The organism is Paenarthrobacter sp. NEAU-H11, assembly GCF_050573415.1.
GTDB lineage: Bacteria > Actinomycetota > Actinomycetes > Actinomycetales > Micrococcaceae > Arthrobacter.
Genome location: NZ_JBNZGA010000001.1, coordinates 436,723 through 451,664, shown reverse-complemented (window position 1 = coordinate 451,664; position 14,942 = coordinate 436,723). Strand labels below are relative to the sequence as shown.

Annotated in this window: 14 protein-coding genes; 9 read left to right on the top strand and 5 right to left on the bottom strand. The window is 67.7% G+C overall.

All coding sequences use genetic code 11. From position 1 onward, the window contains the following. Positions 1-92 precede the first annotated feature (92 nt). On the top strand, positions 93-1,133 hold the full coding sequence (mgrA, locus tag ACQ3DC_RS02060) for an L-glyceraldehyde 3-phosphate reductase (protein ID WP_157241639.1): 1,041 nt from the start codon (positions 93-95) through the stop codon (positions 1,131-1,133). Between the two features lie 163 nt (positions 1,134-1,296). Continuing rightward, positions 1,297-2,382: an inositol-3-phosphate synthase gene (locus ACQ3DC_RS02055; RefSeq protein ID WP_430751415.1), complete on the top strand. Its 1,086-nt coding sequence runs from the start codon at positions 1,297-1,299 to the stop codon at positions 2,380-2,382. A 123-nt stretch (positions 2,383-2,505) separates the two neighbouring features. Here the strand turns inward: ACQ3DC_RS02055 and ACQ3DC_RS02050 are convergent, their stop codons facing one another. Next, positions 2,506-3,123, bottom strand: coding sequence for a MerR family transcriptional regulator (locus ACQ3DC_RS02050; protein WP_430751414.1), 618 nt, complete (start codon positions 3,121-3,123; stop codon positions 2,506-2,508). Positions 3,124-3,215: 92 nt separating this feature from the next. On the opposite strand from ACQ3DC_RS02050, the gene ACQ3DC_RS02045 reads away from it, so the two are divergent. Next, a complete protein-coding gene (locus tag ACQ3DC_RS02045; RefSeq protein ID WP_430751413.1) occupies positions 3,216-3,773 on the top strand; it encodes a DUF2306 domain-containing protein in 558 nt (185 codons plus the stop codon). A gap of 44 nt (positions 3,774-3,817) precedes the next feature. On the opposite strand, the gene ACQ3DC_RS02040 is transcribed toward ACQ3DC_RS02045, so the two are convergent. From ACQ3DC_RS02040 to ACQ3DC_RS02030, 3 genes are all read right to left on the bottom strand, one after another. Further along, the gene (locus ACQ3DC_RS02040) at positions 3,818-5,494 is read right to left on the bottom strand and encodes a formate--tetrahydrofolate ligase (RefSeq protein ID WP_157243037.1); all 1,677 of its coding nucleotides are present in this window, start codon (positions 5,492-5,494) and stop codon (positions 3,818-3,820) included. Positions 5,495-5,537: 43 nt separating this feature from the next. Beyond that, positions 5,538-6,803 carry a D-inositol-3-phosphate glycosyltransferase gene (gene mshA / locus ACQ3DC_RS02035; protein ID WP_157241642.1) on the bottom strand — a complete coding sequence of 422 codons (1,266 nt, stop codon included), beginning with the start codon at positions 6,801-6,803 and terminating at the stop codon, positions 5,538-5,540. A 75-nt stretch (positions 6,804-6,878) separates the two neighbouring features. Further along, positions 6,879-8,300 (bottom strand): 6-phospho-beta-glucosidase, encoded by a 1,422-nt coding sequence (locus ACQ3DC_RS02030; RefSeq protein ID WP_430751412.1) that lies wholly within the window; start codon positions 8,298-8,300, stop codon positions 6,879-6,881. 69 nt (positions 8,301-8,369) lie between these two features. Here ACQ3DC_RS02030 and ACQ3DC_RS02025 point away from each other — a divergent pair, with 69 nt between their 5' ends. From ACQ3DC_RS02025 to tsaD, 6 genes are read left to right on the top strand one after another with little or no spacing between them, the layout of a single operon-like run. After that, positions 8,370-9,461: a carbohydrate kinase family protein gene (locus ACQ3DC_RS02025; protein ID WP_157241644.1), complete on the top strand. Its 1,092-nt coding sequence runs from the start codon at positions 8,370-8,372 to the stop codon at positions 9,459-9,461. Between the two features lie 41 nt (positions 9,462-9,502). Next, positions 9,503-10,723 carry an alanine racemase gene (gene alr / locus ACQ3DC_RS02020; RefSeq protein ID WP_430751411.1) on the top strand — a complete coding sequence of 407 codons (1,221 nt, stop codon included), beginning with the start codon at positions 9,503-9,505 and terminating at the stop codon, positions 10,721-10,723. Then, entirely contained in the window at positions 10,720-11,301 is a 582-nt protein-coding gene (gene tsaE, locus ACQ3DC_RS02015; RefSeq protein WP_430751410.1) for a tRNA (adenosine(37)-N6)-threonylcarbamoyltransferase complex ATPase subunit type 1 TsaE, read from the top strand. Before alr ends, tsaE begins: the two co-directional genes overlap by 4 nt. Continuing rightward, entirely contained in the window at positions 11,301-11,972 is a 672-nt protein-coding gene (gene tsaB / locus ACQ3DC_RS02010) for a tRNA (adenosine(37)-N6)-threonylcarbamoyltransferase complex dimerization subunit type 1 TsaB (RefSeq protein ID WP_157241645.1), read from the top strand. The genes tsaE and tsaB overlap by 1 nt, the downstream gene beginning before the upstream one ends. Positions 11,973-12,016: 44 nt before the next feature. Then, positions 12,017-12,496 carry a ribosomal protein S18-alanine N-acetyltransferase gene (gene rimI, locus ACQ3DC_RS02005; RefSeq protein ID WP_321216278.1) on the top strand — a complete coding sequence of 160 codons (480 nt, stop codon included), beginning with the start codon at positions 12,017-12,019 and terminating at the stop codon, positions 12,494-12,496. Then, complete coding sequence (gene tsaD / locus ACQ3DC_RS02000; protein WP_430751409.1) at positions 12,493-13,596, top strand: tRNA (adenosine(37)-N6)-threonylcarbamoyltransferase complex transferase subunit TsaD; 1,104 nt, start codon at positions 12,493-12,495, stop codon at positions 13,594-13,596. The genes rimI and tsaD overlap by 4 nt, the downstream gene beginning before the upstream one ends. Positions 13,597-13,611: 15 nt before the next feature. Here the strand turns inward: tsaD and ACQ3DC_RS01995 are convergent, their stop codons facing one another. Continuing rightward, positions 13,612-14,763, bottom strand: coding sequence for a glutamate--cysteine ligase (locus tag ACQ3DC_RS01995; RefSeq protein ID WP_370460644.1), 1,152 nt, complete (start codon positions 14,761-14,763; stop codon positions 13,612-13,614). Positions 14,764-14,942 lie beyond the last annotated feature (179 nt).

The following is a 14,942-nucleotide window of genomic DNA, read 5'->3' as shown; positions in this document are numbered from 1 at the left end:
AACGTTTGCGCCGCGGGCTGGAGCTGTCAGCCCGCGGCGTAACTTTTGCGCTCCGGACTGTAGCGCCCGTCACAACTGGCAGGATGGAACGTATGACTTATTCAGCCGCGGAAAACCGCTATGAATCCATGCCCTACCGCCGCGTCGGCCGGAGCGGCCTGAAACTCCCGGCCATCTCGCTGGGCCTCTGGCACAACTTCGGTGACGACAAGCGCTTTGACGAACAGCGCGCCATCCTCCGCCGCGCCTTCGATCTGGGCGTGAACCACTTCGACCTCGCCAACAACTACGGCCCGCCGGACGGCTCCGCCGAAACCAACTTCGGCCGCCACCTGCAGGATGACTTCAAGCCCTACCGGGACGAGCTGGTCATCTCCACCAAGGCCGGCTACTACATGTGGCCTGGCCCGTACGGGGAGTGGGGCTCCCGCAAATACCTCATCTCCAGCCTGGACCAGTCGCTCCAGCGGATGGGTCTGGACTATGTGGACATCTTCTACAGCCACCGGCCGGACCCCGAGACGCCCATGGAGGAGACCATGGGCGCCCTGGACTACGCCGTCCGCTCCGGCAAGGCGCTGTACGCCGGCATCTCGTCCTACACGCCCGAGCAGACCCTTGAAGCCGCCCGCATCCTGAAAGAGCTCGGCACCCCGCTGCTCATCCACCAGCCCAGCTACTCCATGCTCAACCGCTGGACCGAGAACGGAACCCCGAACCTGTACGAGGCGCTCGACCAGGTGGGTGCAGGCTCCATCGCCTTCTCCCCGCTGGCCCAAGGCATGCTCACCGACCGCTACCTGAACGGCATCCCCGCCGATTCCCGGGCGGCCAAGGCACGTTTCCTCTCCGAGGACGCCATCACGGAGGAGAAGCTGGACCGGATCCGGGGCCTGCACAGGATCGCCGAGGGCCGCGGGCAGTCGCTGGCCCAGATGGCCGTTGCCTGGATCCTGCGGGACCAGCCGAAGGGCTCGCCGGTCACCTCCGCCCTCATCGGCGCCTCCAGCGTCCGCCAGCTGGAGGACACCCTGGCCGCCATCAACAACCTCGAGTTCACCGCGGACGAGCTGAACGCCATCGACGAGTTCGCCGTTGAATCGGACATCAACCTCTGGAAGCAGCCTGCCTGATTCCGTTACCGTGATTCCACAGAGTGGGACGGGGGAACAAGCCCCGGTCCCACTCAGTTGGATACTATGAAAACGCGCCGCTTGGCGCAGAGCCTGCCGCGCCGCCGTCGTCCATTCTTCGACGCGATCGCGGCGGGCTGACGTTTGTCCTCAAAGGAGTTCCGTGTCTTCACATCCGATTCGTGTTGCAATCGTCGGCGTAGGTAACTGCGCCGCTTCGCTGGTCCAGGGCGTCCACTACTACAAGGACGCCGACCCCAAGGCCACGGTTCCGGGCCTGATGCACGTTGAGTTCGGCCCGTACCACGTGGGTGACGTTGAGTTCGTCGCCGCGTTCGACGTCGACGGCAAGAAGGTCGGCGTTGACCTTGCCGACGCCATTCTGGCCAGCGAAAACAACACCATCAAGATCGCTGACGTGCCGCCCACCGGCGTCACCGTCCAGCGCGGCCACACCCTCGACGGCCTGGGCAAGTACTACCTCGAGACCATTGAGCAGTCCACCGAAGAGCCCGTGGACGTCGTCCAGGCGCTCAAGGACGCCAAGGTCGACGTCATGGTCTGCTACCTGCCGGTGGGGTCGCAGGAAGCTGCCGAGTTCTATGCCCAGTGCGCCATCGACGCCGGCGTCGCCTTCGTGAACGCCCTGCCCGTGTTCATTGCCGGGACCAAGGAGTGGGCTGACAAGTTCACCGCCGCCGGCGTACCGATCGTGGGGGACGACATCAAGAGCCAGATCGGTGCCACCATCACGCACCGCGTCATGGCGAAGCTCTTCGAAGACCGCGGCGTCACCCTGGACCGCACCTACCAGCTGAACGTCGGCGGCAACATGGACTTCAAGAACATGCTGGAGCGCGACCGCCTGGAGTCCAAGAAGATCTCCAAGACGCAGGCTGTGACGTCGAACGTCGAAGCCGAACTGGCTGCCAAGGACGTGCACATCGGCCCGTCCGACTACGTCCAGTGGCTTGACGACCGCAAGTGGGCGTTCGTCCGCCTTGAGGGCCGCAACTTCGGCGACGCGCCCGTGTCGCTCGAATACAAGCTGGAGGTCTGGGATTCCCCGAACTCCGCCGGCGTGATCATCGACGCCATCCGCGCCGCCAAGATCGGCCTGGACCGCGGCATCGGCGGACCCCTGCTTTCGGCATCGAGCTACTTCATGAAGTCCCCGCCGGAGCAGTTCAACGACGACCTCGCCCGCGAAAAGGTGGAAGCCTTCATCCGCGGAGACCTCGAGCGCTAACCCTCCAGTCCGGTTGCCCCTGAGACCCTCTCTCACTTAACGCGGGTTTCTGGACGATCCTCTCTCACTTAACGTGGGCTTTCACGCGGCGCTCTCTCACTTCGGTGGGGGAGCGCCGCGCCTTTAACCCTGGTATCGGCGGATGGCGTGGCTGGCCTGGGCGAGTGCCAGGAGTTTGAGCAGAAGCTGGCTGTGCATATGCATGCCGACGGCGGCAGTGAGTATGAGCCTGTCGGTGCTCTCCGGGGCGGTCGTTGCGGCAATGTCGATTCCGGCCACATCGTCCATCGCCTTGCTGTACGCCTCCAGCACTGTCGCTGAGACAGGAATCTTGAGGCCCGCCATCAGCTCCAGGTGGGCCGTGAGTGCGTTCCGGGCGTCACTTGGGGAATCCGGCCAGCCGCGGAGACGTACGACGGCGGCAGTCGCCTCTGCCGCTTCGCCACCGATCGCCGTGGTGTAGTTTCCGAGATCCAGCACCACCCGCTGGACCGCAGCTAGGAGATCGAGGCGGGGCACGCCGTCGTCGGCCATTTTCACGAGGCCACGGATTTGCCCGATGTTGAGGCCCACGATCCGGCGGAGCGCCTGGATTAATTCGAGCCGCTCGAGATGACTGGCTGAATACTCGGCACGGGTTGCGTGAACGGCCTCGCCCGGCGGAAGCAGGCCTTCGCGCAGGTAGTACTTGATGCTTGCGGGTGTGACTCCTGACCGCTGGCTTAGTTCATGGAGCTGCATCCCGCCTCTTTCCCTGCCTGTCTGTTTGGATAGTGAATCCGGCCCCGGCTATCCTGATGTACACACTTGGATAGTGGCTCTATCCTAAGCCTATGGAGCCTTGGAATGTCCTACTTGCCAGCCACGTGGTGGCCGCCCTTTTTGTTCTGGCCATCGGGCCCTTGCAGATACTGCGCCCACGGCGAGACCGCATCCACCGCACCATGGGCTACTTATGGGTGGCTGCCATGTACTACGTCTGCTTCAGCAGTTTCGGGATTGTGTCCGATGGGCATTTCAGCTGGCTGCACGGGCTCTCGGCCTTCACCATCGTGACCGTTACTCTGGGCCTGGTCAGTGCCGTTCGCGGCAACATCGCGTCGCACAGGGGAAACATGATTGGCAGTTACCTCGGCACCGCCGTGGCTTTCATCTTCGCAGCGACGGTGCCGGGCCGTGCCATTCCTGAGCTGATCGCCACCGACCCCTCCTCCGTGGCGTTCGTCTGCGGGCTTGTGGTGCTGAGCACGGCGGTGATCTTCGTTTCGCTGAAGCGCGGAGACGGGATGGGCGGGCCGTCGCGGACCGTTGTGACCGCACAAGCGTCGGCCGCACGGGTCGCTGACTCGTCGGAAGTGAGAGAGCGTCTGTGGAAAGCCCGTATCAAGTGAGAGAGGATCGCAGGAAAGCGCACATTAAGTGAGAGAGGGTGCGGCTAGGCGAGGCCCACGGGGTTGCCGTCGCCGTCCACGTCCATCCGCATCGCGGCCGGGGCAGCGGGCAGCCCGGGCATGGTCATCACCGCTCCGGTCAGCGCCACAATGAAGCCGGCACCGGTCTTGGGCAGGAGGTCCCTGACGTGGATGGTGAATCCCTTGGGGGCGCCCAGGCGTGAGGCGTCGTCCGTGAACGAGTACTGGGTCTTGGCCATGCATACGGGGAGGCCGCCCCAGCCGTTCCGCTCGATATCGGCCAGCCGTTTCAGGGCCGGTACGGAGAAGTCCACCCCGTCCGCCCCGTAGATTTCCTGGGCGATGGTCCGGATCTTGTCCTCCACCGGCAGCCCCAGCGCGTACAGGTGCCGGAAATTGTTTGGCCCCGCCACCGTCTTCGCCACGAGCGCCGCAAGTTCATCCCCGCCGTCACCTCCGCCGCCGCGTCCCCACACATCGGCGACGGCGGCCGGCACTCCTTCCGCCGCGCACCACGCCAGCAGCCAGTCGAGTTCCTCGGCCGAGTCGGAGGCGAACCTGTTGATGGCCACCACGGGCGGAACCCCAAATTTCTCCACGTTCCGCACGTGCCGGTGCAGGTTGGCCATTCCCGCCTCGAGGGCGGCGAGGTTCGGTGCGGTGAGCTGGTCCTTGGCCACGCCACCCTGCATCTTCAGGGCCCGCACCGTTGCCACCACCACCACCGCCGAGGGGGCCAGGCCACCGGTCCGTGCCTTGATGTCCATGAACTTCTCGGCACCAAGGTCGGCGCCGAAGCCCGCCTCCGTGACCACAATGTCCGCCAGCCGCCGGGCCGTCTGGGTGGCAATGAGCGAATTGCAGCCGTGGGCAATGTTGGCGAACGGGCCGCCGTGGACCAGGGCGGGGGTACCGGCGATGGTCTGCACGAGGTTGGGCTTGACGGCTTCCTTCAGCAGCAGCGTCAGCGCCCCCTGCACGCCGAGATCCGCGACGGTCACGGGCGACCGGTCAAAGGTGTAACCGAACGTGATCCGGCCCAGCCGGGACCGGAGGTCGGCCAGGTCCGTGGCCAGGCAGAAGACCGCCATGATCTCGGACGCTACGGTGATGTCGAAACCGTCCTGGCGCGGGACGCCCTGCGTGGGCCCGCCCAAACCTATGACCACCTCCCGCAGTGCGCGGTCGTTCATGTCCAGCACCCGCTTGAACGTCATGCGCCGGGGATCGATGTTGAGCTGGTTGCCCTGGTAGATGTGGTTGTCCACCAGGGCCATCAGGGCATTGTTGGCGGCCGTGACGGCATGGAAATCCCCAGTGAAGTGGAGGTTGATTTCGTCCATCGGCAGCACCTGGGAGTAGCCGCCGCCGGTGGCGCCGCCCTTCATGCCCAGCACCGGGCCCAGGGAGGGCTCGCGCAGGGCGATCATTACCTTGTGGCCGGCCCGGGCAAGGGAATCGGCAAGCCCCACCGTGGTGGTGGACTTCCCCTCGCCGGCGGGGGTGGGGGACATCGCGGAGACCAGCACCACCTTCCCTGCCGGGGCCGGAGCCTGCAGCCGCGCGGGGTCGATCTTCGCTTTGTAGCGCCCGTACTGTTCCAGGGCGTCAGCGTTGATGCCGGCCGCCGCTGCGATTTCCTCGATGGGCCGGATCCGTGCCGTCCTGGCGATCTCCAGGTCACTTGGGGTGGAAGGCATCATTGTCCTTTGCTTGGCGGGTCCGGTGGGGTGTAGGGGGTGGTCAGGAGGCCGGAAAGGCCTGTACCAGCCTGCTCCCCGAGTAGCGGTCGACGGCGGCGTGGTAGCTTTCGAGCGTGATGGCGGCGGTGCGGGCCCATCCGGAGTTCTGGGCGCGGATGGCGGCTGCCCGCCCCATGTCCTCGCGGGTGGCGGGATCGTCATAAAGGGCCTCAAGCGCATCAGCCCAGTCGGCGGCGTGATGACCGTCCACCAGCAGCCCGGTCCTGCCGTGGAAGATCGCCCGCGACAGCCCGCCCACCCGCGTGGCCACCACCGGCGTGCCGCAGGCCTGCGCTTCGAGCGCCACCAGCCCGAAGGACTCGCTGAAGGAAGGCATCACCACTACGTCCGCCGCCCTGAACCACGCCGCAAGTTCCGGCGCCGTGACCGGCGGAAGCTGCGTGACGACGTCGTCCATGTCCGCCTCGGAGACCAGGCGGCGGAGGTTGAATTCCTTGTTACCGCTCAGCGAGCCAAGGATGGTGACCTGGAGGTCGATGTCCGGGCGGCGCCGCCGAAGCAGCGCGGCGGCCTTGACCAGGACCTGGGGCCCCTTCAGCCGCTGGATGCGGCCGGCGAAAACAAGGTGGAACGTCCCGGGGCGGATGCCCCGTTCTGCCCGGGACCGTGCCCGGAAGGCAGGCGTGAAGGTGCTGAGGTCCACGCCGGGCGGGGCGATGTCGATCCGGTCGTACGTGGCGCCGTAATGCGAAACGAGTTCAGCGGCCTCGGCACTGGTATTGGCAATCAGCCGGGCCGCCCCGTCCACGATCCGGTGCTCGCCCAGCTCCCGCCGCCGCGGCTCCGGCTGCTCACCCGATTCCAGGAGCAGGTTCTTGACCTTGGCCATGGTGTGCATGGTGTGGACCAGCGGCACGCCCCAGAGTCCGGACAGCTCCAGCCCTGCGATTCCGGAGACCCAGTAGTGCGAATGGATCACGTCGTAGCGCCCGTGCGGCTGGCGGCGGCGGATCTGCTCGATCTCGGCAACCATGCTGTGCAGGAGGCCAGGAAGCTCCTCCTTGGGAATCTTCTTCAGGGGCCCGGCCAGGACGTTATGGACGCAGACGCCGGGATCCGGGTGCTCGACGGCGGGCTGGTTGGCCGAGGTGGACCGGGTGAAGATCTCCACCTCAACGCCTGCTTCGGCCAGCGCGGATGCGAGTTCGCGGATGTAGACGTTCATCCCGCCGGCGTCGCCGGAGCCCGGCTGCTCCATGGGGGAGGTATGGAGGGAGAGCAAAGCGACCCTGCGGATCAGTGCCATGGGACCTCCTTCCGGCCACCGGCGTGTCCTGGCAGCGCCGGTAGTGTGCGCATCCGATAAAACACTACTCCTCCCTTAACGCCCGCCACGGCGCCACAGGTCCCGGAGCTCGGGGAACTCCCGCTCATAACCCGCCAGGAGCTGCGCGGCCAGCTCCCGGGAATCCACCAGCGGATGGCGCGTGAACGCGTCCAGGGCCGCGTCCCGGTCACCGGCCGTGGCCGCCCGCACCGTCAGCCGCTCCACCTCCTTGACCCGCCGGAGGAGTGCCAGTTGCGGCTCCGGGGGAGCCTGCTGGGCCAGCGGCAGCGCGCCGTCGGCCGTCACCGTGCAGGGAACTTCGACGACGGCGTCCGCCGGCAGCCCGGGAATCGCCGGTTCAAGGGCGGCCGGGCCTGCGGTGGCCGGCTCAGGCGTGCTTGTCTCCGCTGGGCGGGAGAGGGAGTTGCGGGTGTTGAGGATCAGCTGCGTCTCGCCTCCTCCGGACAGGGCGTGCATTGCGGCAAGGGCCACCCGCTCGTAGCCGCCGCCCGCCAGGTCGGCCTCGTCCCGCTGCCCGCCCTCATGGCGGGCCTCGGCCAGGTAGCCCTCCTCGCGGGACCGGCGCGCCTCTTCCCACAGCCGGAAGGCGTCGGCGCCCGCCGCGGCCAGCCGTGGATAAAGCTCCTGCTGCTGGCTGTGGATGGTTTCTCCGCGGGTCCGGGCCATGGCGCGCATCGCCGTCCGCGCGGCGTCCTGCCGGTAGTAGTAATAGAGGTACTCGTTGGGCAGGGCGCCAAGGCCGGCCAGGAACGGCTGCGGGAACAGCCGGCCCTCCTCGAACGAGCCCAGCGCCCGCGGGTCCCGGAACAGCTCCGGCAGCACATCCCGCCCGGCGGACTCCAGCCGGTAAAGCCAGCCCAGGTGGTTGAGCCCGTAGTAGCCCACGCCGTCGAGCCGTCCTTCCGGAAGCGCCGCGCCGGCCGCCCGTGCGGCCCGCTCCACCAGGGCCCCTGCGGAGTCGCAGATGCCGATCACTTTCCGGCCCAGCTCAGGGAACAGCGCCTCCGTGACCATGCCCGCTGGATTGGTGAAGTTGATCAGCCAGGCATCCGGGCAATGCTCCCTCATCAGCCGGGCCAGTCGGAGCATGTGCGGGATGGTCCGCAGGGCGTAGGAAATCCCGCCCGCGCCCGTCGTTTCCTGCCCCAGCAGGCCAAGGTCCTGGGCGACCTTTTCGTCCGCCACCCGTCCTGCCGTCCCGCCGGGCCGGATCGCGGCGAACACCATCCCGGCACCGTCCAGCGCCTCGGGGAGGTCGGTGGTGGAATGGACGGGAAGGCGTGCATTGGGTGCTTCCGGCATGCTGCGGAGAACAGCGGTGACAGCCTCGAGGCGGGCGGGGTCGACGTCGTACAGCACAAGGTCGCTGACCATCCCCGCAAAGCGGCCGGAGGCCAGCGCCCGGTATATCAGCGGCACCCGGAAACCCCCGCCGCCGGCAATAAGAAGCCGCATAATCAGCAGTCTAGGCCCGCGCCCGGCAGGCCCCTACCGGATGTCCGCGGCAGGGCGTAGTGTGCGGACATGGACGCGATCCCAGCCCGCCCCTTCGACCCCCTGGAAGCTGTCCGCCCGCCCTCCACTCCCGGATTCGACGTGCTGCTGGCCGGAACAGTTTTCCAGGACATCATTTTCACGGGCCTTCCGCACGCGCCGGAGCCCGGCACCGAAATCTGGAGCGACGGCATGGGCAGCTGCCCCGGCGGGGTTGCCAACCAGGCCATCGCCGCGGCACGGCTGGGACTGAAGACAGGACTGGCCGCCGCGTTCGGCGACGACGGCTACGGGGACTTCAACTGGAAGATTCTCTCCGGCCAGGAGCACGTGGACCTCTCGCTGTCGCAGAAAGTGCCCGGCTGGCACTCACCCGTCACCGTTTCCCTCTGCGTGGAGAAGGACCGGTCGATGGTGACCCACGGCCACGCCGCGCCCATCACCTCCTCCGAGCTGATCGGGGACCCCCCTCCTGCGCTCGCAGGCATCGCGGAAGTGGGCAGGGAGATCGAGCCGTGGGCCAAGGCAGCCCACCACGCGGGGGTCAAGCTGTTCGGCGACGTCGGCTGGGACCCGAGCGGAGAATGGGCGCCCGCCCGGCTGGACAACCTGCAGTACTTCCATGCCTTCCTGCCCAACCAGCGCGAGGCTATGGCCTTCACCGGGAAGGACGATCCCTGGACAGCCCTCTATGCGCTGGCGGACCGGGTCCCGGTGGCCGTGGTGACGCTCGGTGCCCAGGGTGCCATGGCCGTGGACTCCGAAACGGGGGAGGAGGAATGGGTGCCGTCGCTTCCGGTCAAGGCCTACGATCCCACCGGCGCGGGGGACTGCTTCGACGCCGCGTTCATCGTTGGCAGCCTCGCTGGCTGGCCGCTGGGCAACAGGCTGCGTTTTGCCAACCTCTGCGCCTCGCTGGCGGTGCAGGAGGTGGGCGGATCGCTGGCCGCCCCCGGCTGGGGAGATATCGCCGACTGGTGGAAGCGCGCCAACGCCCGTCCCGAGCGCCAGACAAGCCAATGGCTGAGGCGCTTCGGCTTCCTCGCCGACATCATCCAGGACGTCCCGCTCGCCGCCCAGCGCCGGGCTTCGGCAACCATCGCCCACCTCTCGGACGCCTGACGGATTATTCGGCCTGAAGCGCCAGCACTAGAATCACTAGGGTGACTTACCCCGCAACAACCGGAGAATTCAGCGCTGCCCCGGGGCCCGGCCCCCGCTATGAACGGTCGGCCGTGATCGACCTCGACGCGATCCGGCACAACGTCCGGCGCCTGGCCGCCGCCGCCTCCCCTGCGAAAGTCATGGCCGTGGTCAAGGCTGATGCGTACGGGCACGGTGCGGTCCCGGTGGCGCGGGCAGCCCTGGAGGCAGGCGCCGCCTGGTTGGGCGTGGCCCACATTTCCGAGGCCCTGGCGCTGCGCGCTGCCGGTATCGACGCGCCGCTGCTCGCCTGGCTGCACACCACGGAAAGCAACTTCGGTGCTGCCGTGGCGGCCGGCGTCGACATTGGCTGCTCGGGCTGGGAGCTGGAAAGCATCGTGGCCGCGGCCCGGGAGCAGGAGCGCCCCGCCCGCATCCACCTGAAAGTGGACACCGGACTGGGACGGAACGGAGCCGCCCTGGACACCTGGGACCAGCTGGTGGGCGAGGCCATGGAGTACCAGGACCAGGGCCTGCTGCGCGTAGTGGGAATCTTCTCCCACCTTGCGGTTGCCGATGAGCCCGAGCGCCCCGAAACAGACCAGCAGCTGGCCACATTCCGGGAGGTCCTTGCCGTTGCCGAGGACGCCGGGGTGGACCCGGAGGTCCGGCACCTTGCCAATACCCCTGCCACGCTCTCCCGGCCCGACACCCACTTTGACCTGGTCCGGGTGGGCCTTGGCATCTACGGCCTCTCGCCGTTCAGCGGGCAGAGCTCAGCCGAGCTGGGGCTGCGTCCGGCAATGACCCTGCGGACCCTGGTGTCACAGTGCAAGGACGTGCCGGACGGGCAGGGCGTCTCCTACGGCCTCCGCTACCACACCAGCGGCCCCAGCACGCTGGGCCTGATCCCGATGGGTTATGCCGACGGCGTCCCGCGCGTCGCTACCGGCGGCCCGGTCCGGGTGGCAGGCACGACCTATCCCGTGGTGGGCCGGATTGCGATGGACCAGATGGTCATTGACATGGGCGACGACGGCCCCGACAGTGCGGACCTGCTGGGCGCGGAGGCGGAACTGTTCGGCGACGGCGCGGACGGCGGCCCCACCGCCGATGACTGGGCGCGGGCGGCCGGCACCATCAACTATGAGATCGTCACCAGGATCAGCCCCAGGGTGCCGCGCTGCTTCGTCAACGAAGAGGACCCGGGCTCCGTGTCCAGCCAGGAGAAGCTCCCGTGAGCACCAATGGCGAGGCTGCCCTGCCCAACTGGGAAGAGACTTTCACCGCGGCGACGGCGGAGCAGACCCATGCGCTCGCCGTCCGCCTTGCTGCGGTCCTGGCGGCCGGGGACCTGGTGGTGCTGAGCGGCGAGCTGGGTGCCGGGAAGACCACCTTCACCCAGGGGCTGGGAGAGGGGCTGGGCGTCCGCGAGGGCATCATTTCCCCAACGTTCGTCCTGGTCCGCATCCACCCCAACCTGCCGGCGGGACCACGGCCCGGCGGCCCGGACCTGGTCCATGTGGATGCCTACCGGCTGGGATCAGCAGCCGAGATTGACGACATCGACCTTGAAAACACCATGGACTCCTCCGTCACGGTGGTGGAGTGGGGCAAGGAGCGGGTGGAACACCTCAGCGAAAGCAGGCTGGAGATCGACCTGCACCGGGCCATCGGGCTCGGCACTGGCCTGCCCTCGGCCGGCCTGGACTTCGACACGGAAGACGCGGACGAGCCCCGCACCATCGTCATGCGCGGGTACGGTCCCCGCTGGCCTGAAGCCCCGGCGCTCGGCGCCGCGAAGGAAGGCGTCCGCTGATGCTGATCCTCGCCATTGACACCTCCGCCGTAGCCAGCGCCGCCCTGGTTTCAGACCATGTGCCGGAAGGAGTGCTCGCCAGCTTCTCCACAGAGGACACCCGCAGCCACGCCGAGGTCCTTGCCCCCGGGATCGCAGGGATGCTCGCCGACGCCGGCGTTACCGGAAACGACATCGACGCCCTGGTGGTGGGGGTGGGTCCCGGGCCTTTCACCGGGCTGCGGTCCGGAATCGCCACCGCGAGGACCCTGGCCTTTGTCTGGGGCAAGCCCCTCCACGGGCTGATGAGCCTGGATGCCGTGGCCCTGGAAGTGGCGGAATCCTCGGCGGCGGTGAGCGAGTTCCTCGTGGCAACCGACGCGCGCCGCAAAGAGGTCTACTGGGCTCGCTACAGCCTCACGGAAGGCCAGCTTCCAGTCCTGGAAGACGGCCCGCATGTCAGCTTCGCCGCCGACCTGCCCGACCTGCCCGCTTTCGGTGCCGGAGCCGGCCTTTACGCGGACGTACTGAAAGTCCACCCCGACTTCGCGGAGGAACAGCCGGACGCCCTGTACCTGGGGCAGTTCGCGCTGGCCAGGCTGGCGGCCGGCAACGGACTTCCCGACTCCACGCCGCTGTACCTTCGGGAATCCGACGCCCAAGTCCCCGGACCAAGGAAGAGGGCCCTGTGAACGCCACGCCCGGCTCCCGCAGCCAGGACGTCACCGTCCGCGACATGACCCTGGACGACATCCCCGCCGTCAGTGCCCTGGAACAGCGGCTCTTCCCGGTCGATGCCTGGCCCCTGCAGATGTTCCTCGACGAACTGTCCCAGCCGGAAACCCGCCGCTACCTGGTGGCGCAAGGCAGCGACGGCATCGTGGGCTACGCCGGCCTGATGTGCATTGAGCCCATCGCGGACGTCCAGACCATCGCCGTCGTCCCTGAGTATGAGGGCCGGGGCATCGGCACCGCGCTGCTCACCAGCCTCATCGACGAAGCCCGGCGCAGGCGGGCGGCGGACGTCCTGCTGGAGGTCCGGGCGGACAACCCGCGGGCCCAGCAGCTGTATGTCCGCTTCGGCTTCGAACAGATCCACGTCCGCCCCCGGTATTACCGCGACGGCACCGACGCCCTCATCATGCGCCTCCAGCTCACCGGAACCCCGGGAACAGGCACTGAAGACGCGAATCCCACGGAAGGACGCCGGCCATGAACCGCTCGCAGCCACTGGTGCTGGGCATCGAATCGTCCTGCGACGAGACCGGCGTCGGCGTGGTCCGCGGCACAACGCTGCTCACCAACACCGTGTCCTCCTCCATGGACGAGCACGTCCGGTTCGGCGGTGTCATTCCCGAGATCGCCTCCCGGGCCCACCTGGATGCCTTCGTTCCCACCCTGGAACAGGCGCTTTCCGACGCCGGCGTGACCCTCGACGAGGTGGACGCCATCGCCGTCACGTCCGGTCCTGGCCTGGCCGGAGCCCTCATGGTGGGGGTGTGCGCGGCCAAGGCGCTGTCGGTGGCAACCGGCAAGCCCCTGTACGCCATCAACCACCTGGTGGCCCACGTGGGTGTGGGACTGCTGGACGGGGGCGCCCCGGCCGGAACGGCCCCTGGTACCCCGCAGCTGCCCGAGAACCTCGGCGCCCTGCTGGTCTCCGGCGGCCACACTGAAATCCTGAAAATCAACAGCATTACCGACGACGTGGTGCTCCTCGGCTCCACCATCGACGATGCCGCCGGCGAAGCCTACGACAAGGTGGCCCGCATCCTGGGCCTCGGCTATCCGGGCGGACCGGCCATCGACAAGGTGGCCCGCACCGGCAACCCGAAGTCCATCCGGTTTCCCCGCGGCCTCAGCCAGCCCAAGTACATGGGCACGGCCGAGGAGCCCGGCCCGCACCGCTATGACTGGTCCTTCAGCGGCCTCAAGACGGCGGTGGCCCGCTGCGTGGAGCAGTTCGAGGCGCGCGGCGGGGAGATTCCGGTGGCTGACATTGCGGCCGCCTTCCAGGAGGCCGTGGTGGACATCATCTCTTCCAAGGCCGTCCTGGCCTGCCGTGAACACGGCATCAAGGACGTGCTCCTGGGCGGCGGCGTAGCGGCCAACTCAAGGCTGCGCGAGCTCACGGGCCAGCGCTGCGCCTCCGCCGGGATCAGGCTGCACGTGCCGCCGCTGGACCTCTGCACGGACAACGGCGCCATGGTGGCGGCACTGGGCGCGCAGCTGGTGATGGCGGGCGTGGAACCCAGCGGCATCCGCTTCGCCCCGGACTCGTCCATGCCGGTCACCTCGGTGTCCCTCCCGGCGTAAACCGCGGGAAGGGGCCTAAGCGGTGGGGCCGTTGCGCATCTGCTTGACCAGGTCCAGGACCACGGCCCGGAGGTCTCCGCCGTGTTCGGCGGCCACGCGGCGCTGGCGCTGGTAGCCGGCACCGCGGCGGATGATCTTTTCGACGTCGGCCAGCTCGTCCGGGCAGCCCAGCTTGGCGGCCACGGGCTCAAGCCGGTTCAGGGTCTCCAGCAGGTGCTCGGTGACCAGCTGCTCGTGGCCCGCGGCGTCCAGGATGATAATGGCGTCCATGCCGTAGCGGGCTGCGCGCCACTTGTTTTCCTGGATGTGCCAGGGCGGCATGGTGGGGATGGTGCCGCCGTTGTCCAGGATCGTGGAGAACTCGTCCACCAGGCACTGGGTGAGGGCCGCGATGGCGCCCACTTCCTCGAGCGTGGCCAGGCCGTCGCAGATGCGCATCTCAATGGTGCCCAGGTTGGGCACCGGCCGGATGTCCCAGCGGATCTCCGAGAGGGTGTCGATCACGCCGGTGGTGAACATGTCCTGCACGTAGGACTCGTACTCCTCCCAGGACTTGAACTGGAAGGGCAGGCCGGCGGTGGGGAGCTGCTGGAACATCAGCGCCCGCTGTGAAGCGTAGCCGGTGTCCTCGCCGCCCCAGAACGGGCTTGATGCGGAGAGCGCCTGGAAATGCGGGAAGTAGTTGACCAGGCCGTCCAGCACGGGCAGCGCCTTGTCGCGGCGGTCCAGGCCGACGTGGACGTGCACGCCGTAGATGACCATCTGCCGGCCCCACCACTGGGTGCGGTCGATCAGCTTGGCATAACGGGCCTTGTCCGTCACCGGCTGCAGCTGCGGCGGGCTGAACGGGTGGCTTCCGGCGCAAAAGAGTTCCACGCCCATGGGATCGGTGATTTCGCGGACGGCGGCCAGGGAACGGCTGAGGTCCTCCTTGGCTTCAGCGGCGGTCTCGCAGATGCCGGTCACCAGTTCAACCGTGTTCAGGAGCAGTTCCTGCTTGATGTGGGGATGCTCGTCGTCATCATTGAGTTCCGGGTGTCGTGAAGAAACGCCGCGAAGCACCTCATTGGCTACGGACGCGAGTTCGCCTGTCCTGCCGTCCACCAGCGCGAGTTCCCACTCAACTCCCAGCGTTGACTGCCTTGAGGGGGCGAAATCGATCTTCACGCATTTCCTAACTGTCCTGTTTGCCGCTGGCTCACGCCGTCACTGACAGGCTGTTGCCGGCAGGCGAACGGATGGTTCAAGTCTAGTGCAGGGGTAGCATCGTATTGATGGCCTTGTTCCAACACCTGCGTGAGAGTCCTAACAAAACCTTCCCCCTCCTGGCGGCAGCCTCCGCCGCA

Coding starts and splice junctions, on each gene's coding strand:
- mshA (WP_157241642.1), bottom strand. CDS start 6,803: ATGGCACTGATCCGCAGGGTCGCTTTGCTCTCCCTCCATACCTCCCCC.
- ACQ3DC_RS02030 (WP_430751412.1), bottom strand. CDS start 8,300: ATGCGGCTTCTTATTGCCGGCGGCGGGGGTTTCCGGGTGCCGCTGATA.
- ACQ3DC_RS02040 (WP_157243037.1), bottom strand. CDS start 5,494: ATGCCTTCCACCCCAAGTGACCTGGAGATCGCCAGGACGGCACGGATC.
- ACQ3DC_RS02050 (WP_430751414.1), bottom strand. CDS start 3,123: ATGCAGCTCCATGAACTAAGCCAGCGGTCAGGAGTCACACCCGCAAGC.
- tsaD (WP_430751409.1), top strand. CDS start 12,493: ATGAACCGCTCGCAGCCACTGGTGCTGGGCATCGAATCGTCCTGCGAC.
- mgrA (WP_157241639.1), top strand. CDS start 93: ATGACTTATTCAGCCGCGGAAAACCGCTATGAATCCATGCCCTACCGC.
- rimI (WP_321216278.1), top strand. CDS start 12,017: ATGACCCTGGACGACATCCCCGCCGTCAGTGCCCTGGAACAGCGGCTC.
- ACQ3DC_RS02045 (WP_430751413.1), top strand. CDS start 3,216: ATGGAGCCTTGGAATGTCCTACTTGCCAGCCACGTGGTGGCCGCCCTT.
- ACQ3DC_RS02025 (WP_157241644.1), top strand. CDS start 8,370: ATGGACGCGATCCCAGCCCGCCCCTTCGACCCCCTGGAAGCTGTCCGC.
- tsaB (WP_157241645.1), top strand. CDS start 11,301: ATGCTGATCCTCGCCATTGACACCTCCGCCGTAGCCAGCGCCGCCCTG.